Here is a 17,860-nt window from a genome sequence, read left to right as displayed (position 1 = left end):
CGGGCCGGCACATGAGACACTGGTGGCATTTAGCCCGGAGGTCTTTTCATGCGCCGCTTTCTCTTTGCTCTGTCGCTTGTAACCCTTGCCGTGCCGGCGCTGGCCGAGGATATCCTGCCTGACCGGCGTGTGGTCGTATCGCGCGACATCGATTTCTTCGGCTCCGATCTTCAGGCGCTTTTCGATACCTCGCTGGAGGCCTGCCAGCGGATTTGCCTGTCCGACAGCGCCTGCGCCGCCTTTACCTTCAACAGCCGCTCCAACGCCTGTTTCCCCAAGACCTCGGTAAGCGAGCGGCAGGCCTATGAAGGGGCGATTTCCGCCATTGTGGTGCCGACCGATCCCGAGGTTATGGCGCGGGCCGAACCGCGCGCGGGCGATCTGGCCTTTCTGCCGAGAGCCGATCTCGATGCGGCGCTGGCGCAGGCCGAGGGCCTGGGCCAGAGGCACATGGGCGGCAAGTGGACGGTCGAGGTGCTGCTGACCGCCGCCCGCGAGAAAGAGGCCGAAGGCGATCTCGGCAATGCGCTGCACTGGACCGGCGCGGCACTGGCGCAGAGCGATGCCGCCGATCTCTGGGTCGAATATGCCCGCCTGGCGCTGGCCATTGGCGCGGCCGCGGACCGCAGTTCGGAGCAGCGGCAGCTGGCCGACAGCGCGGTGGCGGCCGGCGTCAACGGCTATCTGCGCGCGCCGGCCGAGGCGGGCCGCGTCGCGGCGCTGCTGGTGCTGGCCGAGGCGCTGGAAGCGGCCGGGCGCGGGAAAGAGATGGTGCCGACATTGCGGCTGGCCGAGGCCCTGCTGCCGCGCGCCGACGTGGTGGCCGCGCTGGATGACGCGATTGGAAAATACGGCTTTCGCGTCACCGATCACCGGGTCGAAAGCGACCGCGCCGAGCCGCGCATCTGCGCCGCCTTTTCCGAAGATCTGCTGCGCGCGGGGCTGGATTACACGCCATATGTCCGGCTGCCCGATCCCGGCCTCGTGGTCAGCGCCACCGAGCGGGAAATCTGTGTCGGCGGCGTGGCGCATGGCACGCGCTATGCGATCACCCTGCGCGCCGGGCTTCCGGCCGCGTCCGGCGAACGGCTGACCAGAGATGTGACCCTCACGCAATATATCCGCGACCGCGCGCCGGCCGTCACCTTCAAGGGCCGGGCCTATGTGCTGCCACGGTCGCAGGATGCCGGGCTGCCGATCGAGACGGTCAATCTCTCCGAGGTCGATCTCACGCTGCGACGGGTGTCGGACCGCAACCTCCTGCGCGCCATCCAGGACAGCTATTTCGGCGCGCCCATGGGCTATTACACCGAGCGGCGGTTCGAGCGGGAGGTGGGCGAAACCATCTGGCAGGGCACCGGCGAGGTCGACCAGCAGCTCAATCGCGATGTGACCACCCGCTTGCCGATGGGCGCGGTGCTGGCCGATCAGCCGCCGGGGATCTATGCGCTTACCGCGCGGGTGCCGGGCGAGGATGAATATTCCGACAATTCGGCGACGCAATGGTTCGTGCTCTCCGATCTGGGGCTGGCAAGCCTGTCCGGCACCGACGGGCTGCATGTCTTCATTCGCGGTCTCGGCGATGCGCGCGCGCGCGACGGCGTGGCGGTGCAGCTGGTTTCCCAGGCCAACCGGGTGCTGGCCGAAGCCCGGACCGACGCGGCCGGTCATGTGCGCTTCGACCCCGGGCTGACCCGCGGCACCCAGGGCGCCGCCCCGGCGCTGCTGGTGGCCAAGACCGCCGACGACATCGCCTTTCTGTCGCTGACGGATCCGGCCTTCGATCTCTCGGACCGCGGCGTCGAAGGGCGTGCTCCGGCCGGCCCGGTCGATGTCTTTCTGGCCACCGACCGGGGCGCCTATCGCGCCGGCGAGGTGATCCATGCCACCGCGCTGGCACGCGATGCCCGGGCCCGGGCCATCGAGGGCCTGCCGCTGGTGGCGGTGCTGACCCGTCCTGACGGAGTGGAATACGCCCGCCACCTGTCGCAGGCCCCCCGGGCCGGCGGCCATGTCTTCGAGATGCCGCTGGGCACCACCGTGCCGCGCGGCACCTGGCGGATCGCGCTGCATTCCGACCCCGAAGCGCCCGCCCTGGCGACGCGGAGCGTGCTGGTCGAGGATTTCCTGCCCGAGCGGATCGATTTCGACCTCTCGCTGCCGGAAGGCCGGGTCACCCTGGCCGACAGCCCGGAGCTGACCATCGATGCGCGCTATCTCTTTGGCGCGCCGGGGGCCGATCTGCCGGCCGAGATCCGGGTGCGGCTTTCGCGCGCCGAGGCCATCGACGGCTGGGAGGGCTACCGCTTTGGCCGGCATGATGTGGCGTTCGATCCGCGCACGCGCTACCTCGAGGGCGATCTGCGCACCGATGCGGCGGGGCGGCTGACCACGCCGCTGAACTTTCCCGAGATCGACGGCGCGGCGGCCGACCTGCCGATGCAGGCGCAGGTCGTCGTCTCCCTCTCCGAAGGCTCCGGCCGGCCGGTGGAACGCCGGCTGACCCGCGCCTTGGCCGCCGCCGGCCCGGTGATCGGCATCAAGCCGCAATTCGACGGTGTGGTGCAGGAGGGCGGCGAGGCGCGATTCCGGCTGATCGGGCTGGATGCCCGGGGCCAACCTGCCGCGCTGCCGGTGAAATGGACGCTGAACCGGGTGCGCACGCGCTATGAATGGTATCGCCTGCACGGCGAATGGAACTGGGAGCCGGTGGTCACCCGCACCGAGGCCGCCAGCGGCGAGGTCACGCTGGGCGCCACCCCGGTCGAGATCGGTGCGGATGTCGACTGGGGCAATTACGAGCTGGTGGTCGAACGCCAGGGCGGCGACGGCTATGTCGCCGCCTCGACCGATTTCTGGGCCGGCTGGTATGCGCCCGCCGATGCCACCGAAACGCCGGATATGCTGGAGCTGTCGCTCGACAAGCCGGCCTATCGCCCGGGCGAGACGGCCACCCTGCGGCTGGTGCCGCGGTATGCCGGCACGGCGCTGATTACCGTGATGTCGCACCGGGTGATCGACATGCAGAGCGTCGCGGTCAGCGAGGGCGAGAACACCGTCGCCCTGCCGGTGACCGACGACTGGGGCGCCGGTGCCTATGTCACGGCCACGGTGATCCGGCCGATGGATGCCCCCTCCGGGCAGGCCCCGGCCCGGGCGCTCGGCCTGGCCCATGCGGGCATCGATCCCGGCGCGCGGGCACTCGATGTCTCGCTGATCACCGGCGAGACATCGGCGCCACGCGGGCCGCTGAGGGCACAGGTGCAGGTCGATGGCATCGCCGAGGGCGAAACCGCCTATGTGACCGTTGCCGCGACCGACCTGGGCATTCTCAACATCACCGGGTTCCAAAGCCCCGATCCGCAAGGCCATTACTTCGGTCAGCGCAAGCTCGGCGTCGAGATGCGCGACCTTTACGGCCGGCTGATCAACGGGCTCGACGGCGCCATGGGGCGAGTCCGCTCCGGCGGCGATGCCGGCGAGGCCGGCCGCTATGACAGCCCGCCGCCGACAGAAGAGCTGGTGGCGCTGTTCTCCGGGCCGGTGCAGGTCGGGCCCGAAGGCCGGGCCGAGCTGACCTTTGACATCCCCGAGTTCAACGGCACCGTCCGGCTGGCTGCCGTGGCCTGGTCGCCCACCGGGGTGGGGCAGGCCGAACGCGATGTGCTGGTGCGCGACCCGGTGGTGGTCAGTGCCAGCCTGCCGCGCTTCCTGGCCCCCGGTGACAGCAGCCGGATGCTGCTGGAAATCACCCACGCCGAGGGGCCGGCCGGGCGGATCGACCTCGCGGTCACCGGTGCGGGTCTCGGCCTCGACACCGGGGCGATTCCCGAAAGCCTGATGCTGGGCGAACAGGCCAAGGCGCGGGTTGTCGTGCCATTCACCGCGCAGGCCGCGGGTGACCACGCGATCACCGTCGCGCTGACCACCCCGGCGGGGCAGGTGCTGCGCAAGCGGTTGACCGTGGCGGTGCGCAACAACGATCCCGAGATCTCGGAAACCCGCCGCTTCAGCCTGGCCCCCGGCGAGACTTTCAGCTTTGACGACAATGTCTTTGCCGGGCTGCGCCCGCGCGGTGCCTCGGCGCTGGTCTCCGCCGGGCCGCTGGCGCGGTTCGATGCGCCGCGCATGCTCGCCGCGCTCGACCGCTATCCCTATGGCTGCACCGAACAGATCACCAGCCAGGCGATGCCGTTGCTTTACATGTCCTCGGTGGCCGAGGCGATGGGCCTGACCGAAACGACCCGCATTCAGACGCGCATCGATTCGACCGTTGCCCGCATCCTGACGCGGCAGGCGCCGAATGGCGCCTTCGGTCTCTGGCAGGCCGAGTCGGGCGATTTCTGGCTCGACGCCTATGTCACCGATTTCCTGAGCCGCGCGCGGGCGCAGGGGTTTGCCGTGCCCGATCAGGCCTTTCGCCAGGCGATGGACAATCTGGGCAACCGGGTGAACTACGCCCCCGATTTTGACACCGGGGGCGAGGATATCGCCTATGCGCTGATGGTGCTGGCACGCGAAGGCAGCGCGGCAATGGGCGACCTGCGCTATTACGCCGATGTGAAAGGCCGAGATTTCGCCACGCCGCTGGCCGCCGCGCAACTGGGCGCGGCGCTGGCGATGTATGGTGATCAGACCCGCGCCGATGCCATGTTCCGCATCGCAATGGACAAGCTGGCCCCGCCCTCCGAAGCCGAGCCGCCGCTCTACCGGGCCGATTACGGCACCGGGTTGCGCGATGCGGCGGGGCTGTTGTCGCTGGCGGTGGCCGCCGGCTCTTCGATGGTGGATCGCGCCGCGCTGGTACAGCGGATTGCGACCGCCCGGCCGGAGCTTTCGACCCAGGAGCAGGCCTGGTCGCTGCTGGCCGCCCATGCCATGGTGACCGAGCCCGCGGTCTCCGGTATCCTGCTGGACGGCGAGCCGGTCACCGGCCCGCTGGTGCGCCGGTTCGACGGCGGTGCGGCGCCACGCAGCATCACCAACGGCGGCGATCAGCCCACCGATGTCACCCTCACCACCTTTGGCACCCCTGCCGGTGCGGTCGCGGCGGGCGGTTACGGCTACCGGCTCGAGCGGCGCTATTTCACCATGGAGGGCGCGCCGGTCACCGGGCCGGTGGCCATGGGCACGCGGCTGGTGACGGTGCTGCGGGTGATCCCGGCGGAAGAGACCGGCGCGCGGCTGATGATCGACGACCCGCTGCCGGCGGGCTTCGAGATTGACAATCCGAACCTGCTGCGCTCGGGCGACATTCGCGCCCTCGACTGGCTCGATCCGGTTCCCGCGCGACATGCCGAATTCCGGGCCGACCGCTTTCTTGCGGCGGTCGAACATGACGGCGCGCAGGCCTTCGAGCTGGCCTATGTCGTCCGCGCCATCTCGCCCGGCGATTTCCACCACCCGGCGGCGGTAGTCGAGGACATGTACCGCCCGCAATACCGTGCGCGCACGGCATCCGGGCGGCTGACGGTGACGGAATGAGGCGCTTCGGCCTCTTTGTGCTGGTGCTGCTGCTCTGGGGCGGGGCCGCTGCGCGGGACGGTTTTGACGATTGGGTGGCCGCCACCGTGCTGCCGCCGGTGCTGGCCGAGACCTCGGTCGAGGTCCGCGACCGCGACGGGCGGCTGCTGCGCGGCTATACGGTCGAGGACGGGCGCTGGCGGTTTTCGGTGACCCTGGACCAGATCGATCCGAAACTGGTCGCCATGCTGATCGCCTATGAGGACAAGCGGTTCTGGCGGCATCCCGGCGTCGATGTCAGGGCGGTGGCCCGCGCTGTCTGGCAGGCGCTGAGCCATGGCAGGGTGGTCTCGGGGGGCTCGACCCTGACGATGCAGGTGGCCCGGCTGCTGGAAGATAGCGGCACCGGCGCGCTTTCGGGCAAGCTGCGCCAGGCGCGACTGGCGCTGGCGCTGGAGCGGCGGCTGACCAAGCGCGAGATCCTGACGCTCTATTTCACCCATGCGCCCTATGGCGGCAATCTCGAGGGGGTCCGCGCCGCGACGCTGGGCTATTTCGGCAAGGAACCGCGCCGGCTGACCCCGGCCGAGGCCGCGCTGTTGGTGGCACTGCCGCAAAGCCCCGAAGGCCGCCGCCCCGACAAACGCCCGGCCCGCGCGCTGGCGGCGCGCGATCGGGTGCTGGCGCGGATGCGGCGCTTTGCGGTGATCGACGCCGAGACCGCAGCGGCCGCCCGGCGCGAGCCGGTGCCGGCCGCGCGCCGCGATTTCCCGGTGCTGGCGGCGCATCTGGCCGACCGCGCGCGCGAGGCCGCGCCCTTTGCCCCGGTGCATGAACTGACGGTGGACCGCGCCGTGCAGGCGCGGCTCGAGGGGCTGGCGGCGCGGGCGGTGCAGGGCAAGGGCGATCACCTCTCCATCGCGTTGGTGGTGGCCGATCACGCGACCGGCGAGGTGCTGGCTTCGGTTGGATCGGCCGGGCTGGGCGCGGCCGAGACGCGCGACGGCTTTGTCGACATGACCCGCGCCCTGCGCTCGCCCGGCTCGACGCTGAAACCGCTGGTCTATGCGCTGGCCTTCGATCGCGGGCTGGCTCATCCGCAAACGCTGATAGACGACAGCCCGGTGCGCTTCGGGCCTTATGTGCCGCAGAATTTCGACGGTCGGTTTCGTGGCGAGGTGACGGTGGCGCGCGCCTTGCAGATGTCGCTCAACATCCCGGTTGTCCGCATTACCGAAGCCTTGGGCCCGGCGCATCTGATGGCTGCCCTGCGCCGTTCCGGCGCGGAACCGGCCTTGCAAGGTGGACAGCCGGGGCTGGCCATCGCGCTGGGCGGGCTCGGGCTGACGCTGGAGGATCTGGTGCAGCTTTACGCGGCGCTGGCGCGGGGCGGGGCGGCGCGGCCTCTGCATTGGCGCCAGGGCGCCGCCGCCGCGCCGGGAGCGGATGTCACCGGCGCGGTCGCGGCCTGGCAGGTGGGGCAAATCCTGTCGGAGATCGCGCCGCCTCCCGGCGCGCCGCGTGACTGGCTGGCCTACAAGACCGGCACCTCGTATGGCCACCGCGACGCCTGGGCGCTGGGCTATGACGGGCGGCATGTGGCGGGCGTCTGGCTGGGCCGGCCCGATGGCACGCCGGTGCCCGGTGCCTTTGGCGGCGAGATCGCGGCGCCGGTGCTGTTCGAGGCCTTCCAGCTCTTGAAGCCTGCGCCGGCCGATCTGCCGCCGCCGCCGGCGGCGACGCTGTTGGTCCGCAATGCCGATCTGCCGCAGCCGCTGCGGCGCTTTCGCGCCCGCGACGGGCAGTATCGCAGCGGCGCAATTCGGCTGGAGCTGGCCTATCCGCCCGATGGCGCGGTCCTGGGCGGGGCGGAGGTGACGATCAAGCTGCGCCACGGTACGCCGCCCTTTACCCTGCTGGTGGATGGCGCGCCGCGCGTCACCGCCACGCGCGACCGGGTGCTGCCGGTGATGCTGCCCTCGGCCGGATTCTCGCGCCTGTCGGTGATCGACGGGGCGGGGGCCTCGGTGGCGGCGACGGTGCGGCGGCCGTAGCGAGGTGTCGCCAGGGGGAGGGCGGGGGTTTCCCCCGCCGGTCCCCGCTTCAGACGCGTTCGATGGCGAGCGCGATGCCCTGGCCGCCGCCGATGCACATGGTGATCAGCGCGGTCTTGCCGCCGGTCCGCTCCAGCTCGTAGAGCGCCTTGACCACCAGGATCGCCCCGGTCGCCCCCACCGGATGGCCCAGCGCGATGGCGCCACCATTGGGGTTCACCTTGGCGGCATCGAGCCCAAGCTCGTTGTTCACCGCCAGTGCCTGGGCGGCAAAAGCCTCGTTCGATTCGATCACGTCAAAGGCGTCGAGCGTGAGGCCGGTGCGCTCCAGCAGGTTGCGCACCGCCGGCACCGGGCCAATGCCCATGACTTCGGGCCGCACCCCGGCATGGGCATATCCCAGGACCCGGGCCTTGGGGCGCAGCCCGGCCTTTTCGGCCGCCGCGCTCCGCGCCAGAACCACTGCCGCCGCGCCGTCGTTGATGCCCGAGGCGTTGCCCGCAGTGACGCTGCCATCCTTCTGGAACACTGCGCGCAGCCCGGCCAAGGCCTCGGCGGTGGTGCTCTTGGGGTGTTCGTCCACTTCAAAGGCCACCATGTCGCGTTTGACCCGCACCTCGACCGGGGCGATCTGCTCGGCAAAGCGGCCTTCGGCGATGGCCCGGGCGGCCCGCTGCTGGCTTTCCAGCGCAAAGGCGTCCTGATCCTCGCGGCTGATCTGGTGCTCGGCGGCAACGTTTTCCGCCGTCACCCCCATGTGGCCGGTGCCGAAGGGGCAATGCAGGGCACCGAGCATCATGTCGAGCGTGCGGATATCGCCCATTTTCTGGCCGAAACGCTGCGACGGGTTGATGAAAGGCGACCGGCTCATGCTCTCGGCGCCGCCGGCAACGGCGAAATCGGCATCGCCCAGCATCAAGGATTGCGTGGCCGAGGCCACCGCCTGGGCGCCCGAGCCGCATAGCCGGTTGACGTTCATCGCCGGGGTGGTCTCGGGGATACCGGCCTCGATGGCGGCGGCGCGGCTGAGGTACATGTCGCGCGGCTCGGTGTTGATGACATGGCCAAAGACCACGTTGCCGATCTGGCCGGGCTCGACCCCGGCGCGCGCCATCGCCGCCTTGGTGACCTGGGTGGCCAGGGCGATGGGCGGGGTGGCGGCCAGCGCGCCGCCGAAGGTGCCGATGGCGGTGCGGGCGCCGCCGAGAATGACGATATCTTCAGACATGTGCTTTCCTCTCTCCGATTCTGGCCGGAGTATGTCGGCCGCCGCCGCCGCTGTCAGCAGAACGTGGGGTCACTGCCCGCTTGAACTGCCACAGGTTTCGCCCCACTATTCCGCCATGACGGATACATCAGACGATATTCTGGCGCTGCTGCCGGCACGGCTCAAGGAGGCCCGCCGGGCGCAGGGCCTGTCGCTCGACGCGGTGTCGAAGCTTTCGGGCGTGTCGCGGTCGATGGTGAGCCAGATCGAACGCGGCGAAAGCTCGCCCACCATCGCCACCCTGTGGAACCTGACCCGCGCGCTCCAGGTGGATTTTGCCGGGCTGCTGGAAGAAGAGGCGCAGGCCAACCGCATCGAGGTGCTGCGCGCAGACCAGATCCCGACAATCGACAATATGGGCGCGGGCTGTCGCATCCGCATCCTCTCGCCGCCCGAGGAGGCCGGGCGCAACGAGCTTTACGAGCTGCGCTTTGACGAGGGCGGCCGGCTTGACAGCCAGCCGCACAAACGTGGCACGGTCGAGATCCTGAGCGTGATCAGCGGCACGGTCGAGATCACCTCTGACGAGGCAAGCGCGCGGCTCGCCTGCGGCGACAGCGCGCGCTACGCCGCCGATCTGCGCCATTGCATCCGCGCGGTGGATGGGGATGCCAAGGTGTTCCTGGTGGTGCAGGACAGCGGGTAGGGGGTGCAATCCTCGTCGGCGATATCCGGTATACTGGATTTATTCCGCTAATCCGAAAATCCGCTATTTCGGATTGTCGTCTGTTGTGCTAGAAGGGGTGACGAAAGGAGTCGCACCATGGCGCAGGCATTTCTGGAACATCTCACCGACACGCTGTCACAGATCGAGGCAGACGGGCTGAAAAAGGTCGAGCGGCCGATTTCCGGCCCGCAGGGTGCCAGAATGCAGGTGCAGGGCCGTGAGATGATCAATCTCTGCGCCAACAATTACCTCGGGCTGGCCGATCACCCGGCGCTGATCGAGACGGCCAAACAGGCGCTCGACAGCCACGGGTACGGCATGGCCTCGGTGCGCTTCATCTGCGGCACGCAGGAACTGCACCGTGCACTGGAGCAGAAGCTCGCCAGCTTTCTCGGCCAGGACGACGCGATCCTCTTTGCCGCCTGTTTCGATGCCAATGGCGCGGTCTTCGAGCCGCTGCTGGGGCCGGAAGACGCGGTGATCTCGGACGCGCTCAACCATGCCAGCATCATCGACGGCATCCGCCTGTGCAAGGCGCGGCGGTTCCGCTACGCCAATTCCGACATGGCGGATCTCGAGGCCAAGCTGAAAGAGGCCCGCGAGGGCGGCGCGCGACATGTGATGATTGCCACCGATGGCGTGTTCTCGATGGATGGGTACCTGGCGAAACTGGGCGAGATTCGCGCGCTGGCCGACCGCTATGACGCGGTGCTGATGGTCGACGATTGTCACGCCACCGGCTTCATGGGCCCCGGGGGCGCCGGCACCCCGGCCCATGCCGGGGTTTCTGCCGATATCCTCACCGGCACGCTGGGCAAGGCGCTGGGCGGGGCGATCGGCGGCTATGTCGCGGCGTCGCAACCGGTGGTGGACCTGCTGCGCCAACGCGGCCGGCCATATCTCTTTTCCAACGCGCTGCCGCCGGCGGTGGTGGCCGCCGGGATCACCGCGCTCGATCTGGTGGCGCAGGGTGACGACCTGCGGGCGCGGCTGTTCGAGAACACGGCCTATTGGCGCGCCGGGCTGGAGCGGCTCGGGTTTGACCTCTTGCCCGGCGAACATCCCATCGTGCCGGTGATGCTGGGTGAGGCCCGTCTGGCGCAGGAGATGGCGGCGCGGCTGTTCGACGAGGGGGTCTATGTCTCGGGCTTCTTCTTTCCGGTGGTGCCCAAGGGGCAGGCCCGGATCCGGACACAGATGAACGCTGCGCTGACCCGCGCCGATCTGGATGAGGCGCTGGGCGCCTTCGAGCGCGCCGGCCGGGCGGTGGGGGTGCTGTCATGAGCGGATTGGCCGGAGAGGCCCTGGCGCTTTATGCCGCGCACGGGGCGGCGCTGATCGACCGCTACGACAGGGTCGACAGCGCCACGGTGCTGGCGCCGGTGATGGCGCATTTCCCCGGGCCCCCGGCGCCGGTGGCCGACATCGGTGCCGGCACCGGGCGCGATGCCGCCTGGCTGGCGGCGCTGGGCTATGCCGTGACGGCGGTGGAGCCGACCGAGACCCTGCGCAGTGCCGGCCAGGCGCAACACCCGGGGCTGAGCTGGCGCGACGCGCAGCTTCCGAAGCTGGCCGGCCTCGCGTCGCGGGGCTTTGACGTGGTGCTGCTCAACGCGGTCTGGCATCATCTTGATCCGGCGGATCGCGATGCGGGCCTGCGGCGGGTGACCGAGATCCTCCGCCCCGGCGGCCGGGCCGTCGTGGCCCTGCGACATGGCGCAGAGGGGCAGGGAGTCGCGGCCCTGGACACCGAGACGGAAGCCGCGCGGGCGGCGGCGGCCGGGTTCGAGACCCTCGACCGCATCGACACCGGCGCCACGGCGGGTGAGCCTGCCTCGGCCGGCATCACCTGGACCTGGCTGATCCTGGAAGGAGCACGGACATGAGAAACGACATGAAAGCGCTGGTGAAGGCCGAGGCGCGCGAAGGGCTCTGGATGCAGGAGGTGCCGGTGCCGGAAATCGGCCCCGACGACGTGCTGATCAAGGTGCGCAAGACCGGCATCTGCGGCACCGACGTGCATATCTGGAACTGGGACGACTGGGCGCAAAAGACGGTGCCGGTGCCGCTGGTGACCGGCCATGAATTCGCCGGCGAGATCGTCGAGATCGGCCACCGGGTGGAAGACCTGGCCATCGGCCAGCGCTGTTCCGGCGAGGGCCATCTGATCGGCAAGCATTCGCGGCAATCGCGCGCCGGCAAGTTTCATCTGGACCCGGAAACCCGCGGCATCGGCGTCAACGAGCAGGGCGCCTTTGCACAATACCTGCGGCTGCCCGCGTTCAACGTGGTGCCGCTGCCGGACGAGATCGACGACGAGATCGGCGCCATTCTCGATCCGCTGGGCAATGCGGTGCACACCGCGCTGAGTTTTGATCTGGTGGGCGAGGACGTGCTGATCACCGGCGCCGGCCCGATCGGTATCATGGCGGCGGCGGTGGCGCGCCATGTCGGTGCGCGGCATGTGGTGATCACCGATGTGAACCCCGAGCGGCTGGCGCTGGCCGAAAAGGTTGCCGATGTGGTGCCGGTGAACGTGGCCGAGCAGGACCTCAACGACGTGAAAGCGGGCCTGAAGATGAAGGAAGGCTTTGATGTGGGGCTCGAGATGTCCGGCAATCAGCGCGCCTTGGACCAGATGGTCGAGGCGCTGGTGATGGGCGGGCGGATCGCGCTCTTGGGCATTCCGCCGGGCAAATCGCCGGTCGACTGGAGCCGCATCGTCTTCAAGGCGATCACCATCAAGGGGGTCTATGGCCGCGAGATCTTTGAAACCTGGTACAAAATGATCGCCATGCTGGAGAACGGGCTCGACGTGCGCGGGGTGATCACCCATCGCTTCAAGGCGGCAGAGTTCCAGGAGGGGTTTGCCGCCATGCGCTCTGGCAACTCCGGCAAGGTCGTGCTGGAGTGGTAGGGGCCGGAGCGCCCGGGCAGGTGGGTTGCAAACCCACCCTACCGCCCGTTCATCAGCCCCGCCATGCGCTGAGGGGTAGGGTGGGTTTGCAACCCACCCTCACGCCCCACACCCGCGCCGGACTTCACGCGCCGTAGGGCACCCAGATGTTCTTGACCTCGGTCGCCGCATCGAGAAACGCCCGGCCTTCGCCCTCGGCGCCGAACCAGTCGCGCTTGCGGCCGTTGTTGACCCAGGTGCGCTTGAGGTTCGCCGCCGCGCCCCGCTCGATCGCGCCCGAAAGATCGCTGGAGGAGAAGCTCCAGACCGCATCGACATCCATGTGATCGGCCAGCGTCTTGGCCAGCTCGCCATGGCTGCCGGTGAGGATGTTGACCACCCCGCCGGGCACATCCGATGTCTCGAGGATCTGGTAGAAATCGGTGGCCGCCAGCGGAAAGGCCTCGGAGGCCACCAGTACCGTGCGGTTGCCCATCGCCATCGCCGGCCCGATCACCGAGACCAGCCCCAGAAGCGGCAGCGCATCGTCGCAGAGCGCGCCGATCACGCCCACGGGCTCGCGCATGGCGAGCGCCACAGCGCGGACCGGCACATTGTGCACCTGACCGTCAAACTTGTCAGCCCAGGCGCCGTAGGTAAAGAGCCGGCTGATCGCCGCCTGCACCTCCCTGGCGCCGTCCTTGCGTCCGGTCAGCGCCTCGATCCGGTTGGCAAATTCATCCGCCCGGGCCGAGAGGTTCTCGGCGATGTAATAGAGGATCTGCGCCCTGAGATGGCCGGTTGTCGCCCCCCAGGAGGCCGCGCCCTTGGCGGCCTCGACGGCGTTCCTGACATCCTTGCGATTGGCCAGGCTGACATGCCCCAAGAGCGCGCCCTCGGGGCCATGGACGCCGCGCGAATAGCCGCCGTCGGGCCGTGCCTGCTTGCCGCCGACATAGAGCTTGGCGGTGCGGTCGAGCGGATCGCTGGGGCCGGCGTCGCCCTTGAAGGCGATGACCTCTTCCAGCTTGTCCGCCTTGCCGCCCGGCCGGGTATAGGCGCTCATGCCTTCCCAGCCACCTTCGCGGCCGAAACCGCTCTCGCGCACGCCGCCAAAGCCGGCGGCGGCGTCGAACATGTTGGTGCCGTTGATCCAGACCACTCCGGCGGCCAGCTTGGGCGCCATGTCGAGCGCGACATTGATGTTCTCGCTCCACAGCGTCGCGGCCAGGCCATAGCGGGTGTTGTTGGCGATCTGCACCGCCTCTTCCGGGGTGCGGAAGGTGGTGCCGACAAGCACCGGGCCGAAGATCTCGTCCTGCATCAGCGCGTCGGACGGGTGCAGCCCGGTGATCAAGGTCGGCGGATAGAAACAGCCCTCTGACGGCAGCTCGACATTGGCGCGATAGATTTCGCCCGAGGTGTTGCTGTCGACCATCTTCGAGATGGTCTGCAATTGCACCGGATCGACGATGGCGCCGACGTCGATGCATTTGTCGAGCGGGTTGCCCATGCGCAGCTTGTCCATCCGCGCGCGCAGCCGGCTGTGGAAGGTCTCGGCGATGCCCTCCTGCACGATCAGCCGCGAGCCGGCGCAGCAGACCTGGCCCTGGTTGAACCAGATCGCATCCACCAGCCCCTCGATGGTGCTGTCGATATCGGCATCCTCAAAGACGATGTAAGGCGACTTGCCGCCCAGTTCGAGCGTCAGCGCCTTGCCCGATCCGGCGGTCGCGGTGCGGATCGCACGGCCCACCGGGGTCGAGCCGGTAAAGGCCACCTTGTCGATGCCGGGGTGGCTGACGAGGGCTTCACCGACCTCGCCATCGCCGGTGACAATGTTGACCACGCCGCGGGGCAGGCCGGCCTGGGTGCAGATGTCGGCAAACAGAAGGGCGGTCAACGAAGTATATTCCGCCGGTTTCAGTACCACGGTATTGCCCGCCGCCAGCGCCGGGGCGATCTTCCACGCCAGCATCAGGAGCGGGAAATTCCACGGGATGATCTGGCCGCAGACACCATGCGCTTCGCGGCCCGGAAGCTCGGCCGCCATCAGCTGCGCCATGCCGGCGTGATAGTAGAAATGCCGCTGCGCCAGGGGAATGTCGATGTCGCGGCTCTCGCGGATCGGCTTGCCGTTGTCCAGCGTCTCGAGCACCGCGAAGAGCCGGGAATATTTCTGCAACAGCCGCGCAATGGCATAGAGATAGCGCGCCCGCCCGTGGCCCCCGAGACCGGCCCAGCCTGGCTGGGCGGCGCGGGCGGCGGCGACGGCGTCGTCGATCTCCGAGGGGATCGCCTGGGTCAGATCGGCCAGGGTTTCGCCATTGGCGGGGTTTCTGGAGTGGAACTCGCCGCGCGCCGCGGTCCAGTCGCCGTTGATGTACATGCCGAAGCGGCTGCCCTGATCGACAATCCAGGCCAGAGCATCGCCGGCGCTTTCGGGGGCGGGGCCGTAATCCATGGTGTCGAAGATCTCTTTCACGGTCATTGCGGCGTTCCTTTCAGAACAGAATAGAGGGTGTAGCCCAGCCAGAGAAACGCCAGCGCCCAGATCGCCCGCTGCACCCAGCGGGTGCGGTGGTGCAGGGCGGCATAACGGCGCAGACCCTCGGGCAATTCGCCTTCCGAGGGCGGCGTAAACAGCGGCTCGGGCCCCAGCAGGCGCTGCATGCGGGTCGGCAGGTCGCGCACGGCCCGCCGGATGCGGCCCCGGCGCCACTGCGCGCTGCCCATGACAAGCAGGGCAAAGAAGGCGAAGGCCGCGGTTTGCGGGGACAGCTGCATGCGGTCAGCCGATCGCATGCCGGTGGCTGGCCGAATAGCGGCCGGTGACATGGTGTTCGAGCTGGCGTTCGATATCGCCCAGCAGCGACGAGGCGCCAAAGCGGAACAGGTCGGGCTGCAACCAGCGGTCGCCCAGTTCGTCCTTCATCAGCGCCAAGTAGGTCAGCGAATCCTTGGCCTTGGAAATCCCGCCGGCAGGCTTGTAGCCGACCCGCACGCCGGTGCGCTGGTGATAGTCGCGGATCGCGCGGATCATCACCAGCGAGACCGGCAGGGTGGCGTTGACGCTTTCCTTGCCGGTCGAGGTCTTGATGAAATCGGCGCCGGCCATCATGCAGACCAGCGAGGCGCGGGCGACGTTCTTGAGCGTGCCAAGCTCGCCGGTGGCCAGGATCGCCTTGACGTGGGCCTCGCCACAGGCGGCGCGAAAGGCCCGCATCTCATCATAAAGCGCCTGCCAGTTGCCTTGCAGCACATGGCGACGGGAGATCACGATATCGATCTCGCGCGCGCCGGCCTCGACGCTGGCATGAATTTCGGCGACCCGGAGGTTGAACGGCGACAGCCCGGCCGGAAAGCCGGTGGAGACGGCGGCAACCGGGATATTGCTGCCCTCGAGCGCGCGCACGGCGGTGGGCACCATGTCGTGATAGACACAGACCGCGCCGGTAGTCAGCCCCTCCATCCCCAGCTCCTGAAGGATATCGGCGCGCACCGGCTGGCGCGCCTTGGCGCAGAGCCGGCGAACCCGGCCTTCGGTGTCGTCGCCGGACAGCGTCGTCAGATCGATGCAGGAAATTGCCCGGCACAGCCAGGCGGCCTGATGGTCCTTTTTCACGCTCCGGCGGCCCGGCAGGGTGGCCGCGCGCCGCTCGATCGCCGAGCGGTTGGCATGCACGCCCAGCACCCAGTCGAGATCCAGCGCCATGCCGGGGTTTCTCGGCTCGAAGGTCTGGGGCAGATGCGTGGTGTCGTCTTTGGCTTTGGTCTTGGTGGCCATGGGCCGTGCCTCCGGTCGCTTTCGGGAAACCGTGCCATGGGCGGCGTCAGGCGGCAAGAGGTCCCTTGGCGGCAAGGCGGGGCCAGCGGAGGCGCGCGGTACGGGGCCGGGACAGGGGCGGGCGTTTGACTGCCGTACCGGAAGTGCGCCAGGCGCGGCTCAGCGCACCCAGACCTCGACCCGGCGGTTGGCCTGCCGGCCCCAGGCGGTCTCGTCGCAGGCCAGGGGCAGCGCCTCGCCAAAGGCCGCGATGTCGACATGCACGCGCTCGAGATTGGCGGTTTCCGCCGCGGACACCACCGCATCGCGTACTGCCTCGGCCCGGCGCGTGGCGATGGCGCGGTTGGCCGAGGCCGCGCCCTGGCCGTCGGAGAATCCGACAAAGAGCACCGAGCGGGTGTCGTATTTTCCGGCCTCCAGCGCGCGTGCCAGCTGTTGCACGTTCGACAGAGACTGCGCGTCCAGCAGGGTCGAGCCGGCCCGGAAGCGGAAAGAGGTGGACAGCCGGTGCCGGGTGCCCAGCGTGCCGACCAGCCGCTTCAGCTCGTCCAGCGAGGTCTCTTCGCCGGCGGCGGTGATCGCATTGGCGAAACGGTCGCCCTGGGCGTTGATCGCCACCTCCTCGGGGGCCTGATCGACAAAACCGGCGCGGCGAATGACGATCTGCGCCGGGTCGGAGCGGGTGAAGGTGAGGAAATCGCGCGCCAGCTTGGGCAGGCGGCGGGCCGGGAGATAGAGGAACATCGGCGCCGTCAGCGGATAATCCTCGGTCTTGATCGCCAGCCGCGAGGCGCGGAGCTGAAAGCCGCAGCGCCCGGTCAGCACCACCGGCTTGGCATTGCCGATCTCGGAATGACTGGTGATGCCGATGGCCAGCACGTCGCCGGCCACCGCCTCGGCCAACTCGGTGTTGTCGGCATGGCGTTCGACCCCGGCCGCAAGATCGGCGCGGGCCGGCGCCATCAACTTGTCCTGCACCGATTGCGCCAGGCCCGAGGTTTCTTGCGGCAGATGCAGCACCACTGGCGCATCCGGTCCGCCCATTTGCAGCCAGTTCGAGATTTCGCCGCTGAAGAGCCGCGCCAGTTGCGCCGGGCTGATCGCATTGAGCGGGTTCCGTGGCGAAACGATCGGAACCATGGCATCAAGCGCCAGCACGCGCGAGCGGTTCGGGCCGGTCAGATCGCCCAGCCCGGCCTCGCGCGCCGCACGCACCTCGGAGGGCCGGACTTCGCGAAGCGACATGACGATATCGCTGTCATCGGCCAGAAGATCGGCAAAGCCCTCGTCGGTGTTGGTGGTGTGAAACCGGAACAGGCCTTTCTCGACCCCGGTCTCGCGGTCGCGCAGGGCATAGTCGAAACGGTTCTCGCCCACCTCGCTTCGGCTGGCCAGAAGCCCGTTGCGCAGCGCGAAGGCCTCGATCAGTGCCGGCATCAGCACCCGGCCCATGGTGGCCGAGCCGGAGACCCGCATCTCGGCCACGAAGGCCTCGAGATTGGGGCAGCCCGGACCGGCGCAATTCACGCCCGAGGCATCGACGGTGATCTCGCCATAGACGGTGTCGAGGCGATAGAACTCCCCGTCGAAGCCCTTGAGCGTGCCTTCGATCTCGACCGCGCCATCAAGCGAAGTGAGCACCACATCCTGGGCCAGCGCCGGCGACGGCAGGGCCGCCGCAAAAAGGAATAGTGCGGCGCAGAACGCCGCACACAACTTGTACATT

11 protein-coding genes are annotated in these 17,860 nt (G+C 68.9%); 6 read left to right on the top strand and 5 right to left on the bottom strand.

Annotation, left to right across the window (positions count from 1 at the left end):
* Window positions 1-48 precede the first annotated feature (48 nt).
* Window positions 49-5,484 carry an alpha-2-macroglobulin family protein gene (locus tag AC0J5K_RS16550; RefSeq protein ID WP_274565711.1) on the top strand — a complete coding sequence of 1,812 codons (5,436 nt, stop codon included), beginning with the start codon at window positions 49-51 and terminating at the stop codon, window positions 5,482-5,484.
* A complete protein-coding gene (gene pbpC, locus AC0J5K_RS16545) occupies window positions 5,481-7,517 on the top strand; it encodes a penicillin-binding protein 1C (RefSeq protein ID WP_274565712.1) in 2,037 nt (678 codons plus the stop codon). Before AC0J5K_RS16550 ends, pbpC begins: the two co-directional genes overlap by 4 nt.
* A 49-nt stretch (window positions 7,518-7,566) precedes the next feature.
* On the opposite strand, the gene AC0J5K_RS16540 is transcribed toward pbpC, so the two are convergent.
* Entirely contained in the window at window positions 7,567-8,745 is a 1,179-nt protein-coding gene (locus AC0J5K_RS16540) for an acetyl-CoA C-acyltransferase family protein (protein WP_274565713.1), read from the bottom strand.
* Window positions 8,746-8,860: 115 nt separating this feature from the next.
* Between AC0J5K_RS16540 and AC0J5K_RS16535 the strand changes: the two genes are divergently transcribed.
* The 4 genes from AC0J5K_RS16535 to tdh all read left to right on the top strand — a co-directional run bounded on the left by AC0J5K_RS16535 (window position 8,861) and on the right by tdh (window position 12,368).
* Entirely contained in the window at window positions 8,861-9,430 is a 570-nt protein-coding gene (locus AC0J5K_RS16535) for a helix-turn-helix domain-containing protein (RefSeq protein WP_074839519.1), read from the top strand.
* A gap of 117 nt (window positions 9,431-9,547) precedes the next feature.
* Entirely contained in the window at window positions 9,548-10,735 is a 1,188-nt protein-coding gene (locus AC0J5K_RS16530) for a glycine C-acetyltransferase (RefSeq protein ID WP_274565714.1), read from the top strand.
* Window positions 10,732-11,337: a class I SAM-dependent methyltransferase gene (locus AC0J5K_RS16525; protein ID WP_274565715.1), complete on the top strand. Its 606-nt coding sequence runs from the start codon at window positions 10,732-10,734 to the stop codon at window positions 11,335-11,337. The genes AC0J5K_RS16530 and AC0J5K_RS16525 overlap by 4 nt, the downstream gene beginning before the upstream one ends.
* A complete protein-coding gene (gene tdh / locus AC0J5K_RS16520; RefSeq protein ID WP_274565716.1) occupies window positions 11,334-12,368 on the top strand; it encodes an L-threonine 3-dehydrogenase in 1,035 nt (344 codons plus the stop codon). Before AC0J5K_RS16525 ends, tdh begins: the two co-directional genes overlap by 4 nt.
* Before the next feature lie 124 nt (window positions 12,369-12,492).
* Here tdh and AC0J5K_RS16515 read toward each other — a convergent pair whose 3' ends face one another.
* From AC0J5K_RS16515 to AC0J5K_RS16500, 4 genes are all read right to left on the bottom strand, one after another.
* The gene (locus AC0J5K_RS16515) at window positions 12,493-14,838 is read right to left on the bottom strand and encodes an aldehyde dehydrogenase family protein (protein ID WP_274565717.1); all 2,346 of its coding nucleotides are present in this window, start codon (window positions 14,836-14,838) and stop codon (window positions 12,493-12,495) included.
* On the bottom strand, window positions 14,835-15,134 hold the full coding sequence (locus AC0J5K_RS16510) for a hypothetical protein (protein WP_048533443.1): 300 nt from the start codon (window positions 15,132-15,134) through the stop codon (window positions 14,835-14,837). The genes AC0J5K_RS16515 and AC0J5K_RS16510 overlap by 4 nt, the downstream gene beginning before the upstream one ends.
* Window positions 15,135-15,138: 4 nt before the next feature.
* Window positions 15,139-16,134, bottom strand: coding sequence for a deoxyribose-phosphate aldolase (gene deoC / locus AC0J5K_RS16505; RefSeq protein WP_048533442.1), 996 nt, complete (start codon window positions 16,132-16,134; stop codon window positions 15,139-15,141).
* Window positions 16,135-16,293: 159 nt separating this feature from the next.
* On the bottom strand, window positions 16,294-17,859 hold the full coding sequence (locus tag AC0J5K_RS16500; protein ID WP_274565718.1) for a phosphate ABC transporter substrate-binding/OmpA family protein: 1,566 nt from the start codon (window positions 17,857-17,859) through the stop codon (window positions 16,294-16,296).
* Window position 17,860: the final 1 nt, after the last annotated feature.

Source organism: Marinovum sp. E3, from assembly GCF_055755275.1.
The sequence above is the reverse complement of the archived record's forward strand: the minus strand, read 5'-3'. Positions and strand labels throughout refer to the sequence as shown.

What these genes read in the sequence shown, in the direction of transcription:
- deoC (WP_048533442.1), bottom strand. Translation starts at nt 16,134, where the DNA reads ATGGCCACCAAGACCAAAGCCAAAGACGACACCACGCATCTGCCCCAG.
- AC0J5K_RS16550 (WP_274565711.1), top strand. Translation starts at nt 49, where the DNA reads ATGCGCCGCTTTCTCTTTGCTCTGTCGCTTGTAACCCTTGCCGTGCCG.
- tdh (WP_274565716.1), top strand. Translation starts at nt 11,334, where the DNA reads ATGAGAAACGACATGAAAGCGCTGGTGAAGGCCGAGGCGCGCGAAGGG.
- AC0J5K_RS16510 (WP_048533443.1), bottom strand. Translation starts at nt 15,134, where the DNA reads ATGCAGCTGTCCCCGCAAACCGCGGCCTTCGCCTTCTTTGCCCTGCTT.
- AC0J5K_RS16530 (WP_274565714.1), top strand. Translation starts at nt 9,548, where the DNA reads ATGGCGCAGGCATTTCTGGAACATCTCACCGACACGCTGTCACAGATC.
- AC0J5K_RS16535 (WP_074839519.1), top strand. Translation starts at nt 8,861, where the DNA reads ATGACGGATACATCAGACGATATTCTGGCGCTGCTGCCGGCACGGCTC.
- pbpC (WP_274565712.1), top strand. Translation starts at nt 5,481, where the DNA reads ATGAGGCGCTTCGGCCTCTTTGTGCTGGTGCTGCTGCTCTGGGGCGGG.
- AC0J5K_RS16515 (WP_274565717.1), bottom strand. Translation starts at nt 14,838, where the DNA reads ATGACCGTGAAAGAGATCTTCGACACCATGGATTACGGCCCCGCCCCC.
- AC0J5K_RS16500 (WP_274565718.1), bottom strand. Translation starts at nt 17,859, where the DNA reads ATGTACAAGTTGTGTGCGGCGTTCTGCGCCGCACTATTCCTTTTTGCG.
- AC0J5K_RS16540 (WP_274565713.1), bottom strand. Translation starts at nt 8,745, where the DNA reads ATGTCTGAAGATATCGTCATTCTCGGCGGCGCCCGCACCGCCATCGGC.
- AC0J5K_RS16525 (WP_274565715.1), top strand. Translation starts at nt 10,732, where the DNA reads ATGAGCGGATTGGCCGGAGAGGCCCTGGCGCTTTATGCCGCGCACGGG.